This window comes from Streptococcus suis (genome assembly GCF_024509555.1).
GTDB classification, from domain to species: Bacteria; Bacillota; Bacilli; order Lactobacillales; family Streptococcaceae; genus Streptococcus; species Streptococcus suis_AD.
In genome coordinates this window covers 1-7061 of sequence record NZ_JAMWEL010000035.1, presented here as the reverse complement: position 1 = coordinate 7061, position 7061 = coordinate 1, and the positions used below count along the sequence as shown (strand labels likewise).

General features: G+C 42.6%; 1 protein-coding gene. It reads left to right on the top strand.

What is annotated here, in order from left to right; all coding sequences use genetic code 11:
• Nucleotides 1–576: 576 nt before the first annotated feature.
• Nucleotides 577–7061 (top strand): YPDG domain-containing protein (locus NF418_RS10165; RefSeq protein ID WP_256779516.1); only part of this gene is annotated, 6485 nt, incomplete at its 3' end.

The following is a 7061-nucleotide window of genomic DNA, read 5'->3' as shown; positions in this document are numbered from 1 at the left end:
GAGTCTTTCTAAAATGATAGTTTGAGCACTTTTCATTATAGGTCATATGGGACTTTTTTTCTATACTCAAAAAGGCTCCATAATTTCCATGGTGGATTTACCCACTACAGAAATTATAGAGCCGATAAAACGTGTAAGGTCACTGTTTTTGTAACGTGACTTTATGCGTTTTTTTTCTTAAGTTAAAGAATAACTTCAATAAATCGACAGGCTTCTAATGTGAGATTGCAAATGGTTATATCAATATACAGAAAATATGTAAATATCTACCATTTATCTTGAAAATAAAGGAAAAAACGAACATAATTACTTGCTCATTTAATCTATTCCATGATAAAATTTTGATATGTCAAAGAGTCTTTAAAAGGTCGTAAGAAGTTAGTGTTTTGATAGATTTTCATGCACTTATATTTAATTGTAAGTATCTTTTCCCATTTTTAAAAATGTTGGGGGGTCTTTTTTTGAGTTTTAAAATTAGATAGTCACATTTACTATTCTATTACACTGTATTTTTATACGATTTTTAAGGCTAGACAAATACTAATCTGGTTTGAATCCAGTGAAAAGGAGATTTTTATGTCAAATAGAGATAAAAATATGTTCCGAAATGAACAGCGATTCTCTTTCCGAAAATATAGTTTCGGTTTGGCGTCCGCTCTTATTGCCAACGTTGTATTTGGTGCGACTATTGCAGGTGGTCCTGTTGTTCATGCAAATACTGAATCGGAAGCAACTACTGTAACCTCATCTTCGAGTGTGCAGTTGGAAACTTTGGGCAATAGTACAGAAACAAGCGTTACAGAGGGAGTTGTTGCCACGCCGGAGGTAAGAAATGTATCGCTTACTTATACTGTTAAGGTTGTTGATACAGAAGGTGCAGTTCTTAAAACAGAAGTTAGAACTGTTGATGTGACAACAAGTGGCGAGGTTGCTTCAGCCTTTGCAGAACTTGGTGAGGATTTAGTGCCGACAGATTACAAGCTAATTGCCGGCTTGGGACAGGTGCTTGTCTATGAAAACCAAGACAATACTTTCACAGTTACTGTTGAAAAAGTTGTTACAGAACCAGTGGTAGAAACTGTGTCAGAAACTTCTAAGTCAGAATCATCTGCAACAGTTGGAAGTTCTGAGGTGACAAATGTTAGTTCTGAAACAGGCTTAAAAGCAAGTTCGGAGGCAGCAAAAAATCTAAACTCAGTGACTGAAACTGTTTCAAGTTCTGAAGCTCCTGTTGAAGATAGTGCAATGTCAGAAACAATGGTTGCTCCAGCACCTACTAAAGTGACAGAGGCTGTGACGAAAAATACTAACAGCTTGTCTGCATTGGCTCTTCTTGCTTACGAGGTGCGTTACACTGATTCTGAGGGGCAAGTTGTTGGTAAAACAGCTGGTCTTGTGACTGCTGAGTCTAAAGATGGTGTTGCAACAAAAGAAGTTAGCTTCTCTGCAAATGATATTCCTTCAGGTTATGAATTGGCTGTGGGCCAGTCTTCTGTATTGACCAAGCAATTAGTTGAAAACCAAATCAATATCTTGTCTTTCGCAGTGGTTAAGAAGTCTGAAGAAGAAGAAATTGCTGAATCACAACTTGCAAATAAAGAAGTACTTGAGCAAGTGGTATCTGAGGCAGACTTGTTGTCAGACGAAGCACTTCGTCAAGTAGCTAAAGAACAAGTTGGAAATACTAGTCTTGAAGCAGCAGCTCAAGAAACCAAGGAAGTAGCTAAAGAAGCACAAGCTGTCTTAAATGATGCTTCAGCAACACAAGAAGTAGTAGATACAACAGTTGAAACTGTCAAAGCAAGTACTTTGGCGCTTGCAGATGAAATGCTTAAGGTTGATGAAGATAGTGTTCTGACAGCTCAGTTGGCAGTTTCAAGTACAAATTCAGCAACAGTAAGCACAAATGCAACCTACAATGTATCTTTCTATGAAGATATGAATAGCCGGGTACCTGATTATGTACGTGTATCAAATATCAGTGTGAACGGTCAAACGATTACGTATGAATTTATCGTTAATGAGATTAATTCAACTGGTTATGGTAAAGCCTATCATGAATTTGCGCTCGGTAATGAAGTTGATACAACTAGTGTTACAATTGTTCGTCAACAGCGTTCTGATGCTAATTCAGCATGGGTAGATGATGGAAGCTGGAATGCAGGAACATGGGTTGGTGGAGAGAGACAGTACTTTAGTAGAAGTAATGGTAACATTCTGGGAGCACTTTATCCATATAATAATGCCCGTGACAATACCACTGGTGTTGAAGTGGACGCAGCTAACATCAATGATCAAGTCGGAACCTTATACCGTGATCAATTGGATGTAACAACACGAGCATACAAGTATACGATTACAGCCACGGCAAGGGATGGTAAAAAACCAGCGAACATGGCCTTCATGGCTGGATTCCGTGCAGGTACTGATAACCGTGCATACTATGTGGCAACTCCAGGTGTGACAGATCCCGTGAACCAAGCACCTGTAGTTACAGTAAATAGCACAGAGGGAACACAGCTTAACTCAGACAGCACCAATAACAAATACTTGTTTGTTTTTGGTACAACAGAGGGAACGACAGAGACAGAAGCAGGTACGACAAATGCCGCTCCAGTTATCAATAAGGCTAACGCTACCAAAACATTTGCGACCATGTCAGATCCTGAAGGTACTAACCTGACAATCTCTTATGATAACAATGCTGCTGAACCAAGAACGGAAACGTCTTTGGGTAGCAATTTGACACTTGGTACAGATGGTAAAATTGAAGGTTCCTTTGCTCATACAGCGGGTGGATACTACACTCGTCGTGTAAAAGTAACAGATGCAGCTAATGCAACTACAATTAGTAGCGCCTTCTACACTTATGCTTATACAGATAAGGAAGTTGATACCACTGCTGTTACTAAAAACGAAGGTGTAGCAGTTACAGATGCTGAAATCTTCTCTAAACTAGGAATTGCTGTTACAAGTACAGGATATCCTAATACCGGTAAAACCGTTCCAACAATTCCAGAGAGCGAATACACACGTACTATCGTAGGTTACAAGCAAGGTGGTACGTATACAGAAGCAACTAGAGATCAATTACCAACAACTGGTGAGTATGAGGTTAAGGTTCGTACCCGTAACGTTTACGGTCAAGATATCTACAACTGGGTAACCGTAAAATACAACGAAGCACCAGATATTACAGAAGTTGGTACGGATACAAATACCACTGTTTATCAAAATGGTACAGTAGATCACTATATCTTTGTATTTGGTAAGACAGAAGGCACTACAGAAGCTACTAACGCAGCAGGACAAACTGCAGCAGGAAATGCTCCTGTTATCGATAAAGCTAATGCCACTAAGACAGTTGTCAGCGTATCAGATCCAGAAAATAATAACCCTGTGACGATTACCTATGACAATAACGCTGCAGAACCACGAGTTGAAACTACTTTAGGTTCAAACTTGACAGTTGGCACAGATGGCAAACTTGAAGGTTATTTCGACCATGAAGCTGGTGGATTCCACTCTCGTCGTATTGTAGCAACGGACTCGTTGGGCGCAAAATCAACAAGTAATCCGTTTATGACTTACGCTTATACGGATAAAGAGGTTGATACTACCCCTGTTACGAAGACAGCTGTTGGTCAAGCGGTAACGAATGAGGAAATCTTTGCCAAATTAGGAATCGTTACTAGCAGTACACAATTCCCTAACAATACGGCTGCACATGATGTGATTCCAACGGTACCAACTAATGAATACACTCGTGAAGTTGTTGGTTATCGTGCTGTTGGCGGTACTGATGTGACGAATGCAACTACTGCGACCCTTCCTACTTCTGGTACATACGAAGTAAATGTTCGTACACGTAACATTTATGGTCAAGATATTTACAACTGGGTAACAGTTGAGTATCCTGCTAATACTCCAACAACGGCTACAGACAAGCAACCACTTTATGTGTTCAACAATACAGCTATCAAAACCGTGGATTCGGGTACGAATGTAGATACTTCTACAGCTGATGACAAGGTAAACGTAGTAACCCTGCAAGATCCAGAGGGACTTACTTCTGTAGCAGTTACTCGTGAAACAGATGTTAATACGGCAGTCTTTAATCCAGCTAGCATTGGTATTACAATTGATATCGACGGTAATGCTTCAGGTACACCTTCAGTTGATGCAATCGGAGTCTACTCTCGTGGCTTGACAGTTACAGATGGTACGGGGGCTACAACAAACCTCTTCCCACGTAACGATGAGATGGAAACTTACGTACTTGATGCTACCGCTGGAGCGACTATTACCAAGGCAGTTGGTGAAAGTGTAACAGAGGCTGAGATTCTTGATAATGTCACTGTTGCAACAGGTAACAGTAACACTATGGACGCTGCAATCGATAGCCGTTACCGCAAGGTATTGGCGCCAGGTCAAACAATTCCAACAACAGTAGGTACTCACACAGTTACAGTCCGTGTTATCACAGACTCAAATGTTTATAAAGATGTACCAGTAACTGTTGTTATTCCAGCACCACAAAAGGATGGCTTGACACCGGCTTATGCCGAGAATGTGGTGGCCCCAGGTGCTTCGGCTACTACACCTCCGACATTCACAAATGCCGATGGTCAGTCTGCAACAGCACCAACAGGTGCAACTTATGCTATTCCTTCAAGCTACACACCGCCAACTGGTTATACTGCAACTATTGATCCTTCTACCGGTGCAGTGACATTGACAGCACCAACAGGTGCAACAGTTGAAACTGTTGAAGTTCCAGTAACCGTTACCTATTCAGATAAGTCAACAGATACTACAACTGCAGTCTTCAAGTTGGACACAGATGGCGATGGTCAACCAGATGTAACAGACACAGATGATGACAACGATGGTATCCCAGATGAACGTGATGCACAATCTAAGACACCAACAACTTCAGCAGTTACCGTTAATGATGCGACAGTTGTTGCAGGTCAGCCAATCACAGCTATCCCAGTTGCAATAACGACCGACGATACACAAGCAACAGTTGAAGTCACAGGCTTGCCAGCAGGCTTGACCTACAATCCAACGACTAAGCAAATCGAGGGTACTCCAACAGGCGCAGAGATTCCAGCAGGTCAGGATTCAGTACCAGTTACAGTTACTGCTACAGTGACAGATGCGACAGGCACACCAGTTACTGATACAGCAGTTATCACCATCCAACGTGATACAGATGGCGATGGTCAACCAGATGTAACAGACACAGATGATGACAACGATGGTATCCCAGATACACAGGATGCCAATCCAAAGGATGCGAATACATCAACAGTTGCTGTAGATGATGCGACAGCTGTTGCAGGTCAACCAATCACTCCAATCCCAGTTGCAGTAACTAGCGACGATACACAAGCAACAGTTGAAGTCACAGGCTTGCCAGCAGGCTTGACCTACAATCCAACGACTAAGCAAATAGAGGGTACTCCAACAGGCGCAGAGATTCCAGCAGGTCAGGATTCAGTACCAGTTACAGTTACTGCTACAGTGACAGATGCGACAGGCACACCAGTTACTGATACAGCTGTTATCACCATCCAACGTGATACAGATGGCGATGGTCAACCAGATGTAACAGACACAGATGATGACAACGATGGTATCCCAGATACACAGGATGCCAATCCAAAGGATGCGAATACATCAGCCGTGACTGTTGATGATGCGACAGTTGTTGCAGGTCAACCAATCACTTCAATCCCAGTCACTGTCACAACAGATGACACACAAGCAACAGTTGAAGTCACAGGCTTGCCAGCAGGCTTGACCTACAATCCAACGACTAAGCAAATCGAGGGTACTCCAACAGGCGCAGAGATTCCAGCAGGTCAGGATTCAGTACCAGTTACAGTTACTGCTACAGTGACAGATGCGACAGGCACACCAGTTACTGATACAGCTGTTATCACCATCCAACGTGACACTGATGGCGATGGTCAACCAGATGTGACAGACACAGATGATGACAACGACGGTATCCCAGATACTGTAGAGACAACTAACGGCACAGATCCTAAGACACCAAATACGGATACAACCGTAACTCCAGCAACGGTAGTTGAAGGTCAGCCCGTTCTAGATACAACAGTTGTTACACCAGAATCACCAAACACAGTGATTACACCATCTGAACCAGTTAACGGCATTTCAGTAGATGAAAACGGCAAGTTGACAGGTACACCAGACATCACAGATTGGAAAGATGACGAAGAAACACGTGAGATCACTATCCCAGTCACTGTCACAACAGACGGTGTTGAGAAAGTTGTCGAAGTTCCAGTTACTATCCAACGTGATACAGATGGCGACGGTCAACCAGATGTAACAGACACAGATGATGACAACGACGGTATCCCAGATACTGTAGAGACAACTAACGGCACAGATCCTAAGACACCAAATACGGGTACAACAGTCACTCCAACAACGGTAGTTGAAGGTCAGCCCGTGCCAGATACAACAGTTGTTACACCGGAATCACCAAACACAGTGATTACCCCATCAGCACCAGTTAACGGCATTTCAGTAGATGAAAACGGCAAGTTGACAGGTACACCAGACATCACAGATTGGAAAGATGACGAAGAAACACGTGAGATTACGATCCCAGTCACTGTCACAACAGACGGTGTTGAGAAAGTTGTCGAAGTTCCAGTCACCATCCAACGTGACACAGATGGCGATGGTCAACCAGATGTGACAGATAAAGATGATGATGGCGATGGTATTCCAGATGAGACTGATAAAGATCCTAAGACACCAAATACGGATACAACCGTAACTCCAACAACGGTAGTTGAAGGTCAGCCAGTTCCAGATACAACAGTTGTTACACCGGAATCACCAAACACAGTGATTACCCCATCAGCACCAGTTAACGGCATTTCAGTAGATGAAAACGGCAAGTTGACAGGTACACCAGACATCACAGATTGGAAAGATGACGAAGAAACACGTGAGATTACGATCCCAGTCACTGTCACAACAGACGGTGTTGAGAAAGTTGTCGAAGTTCCAGT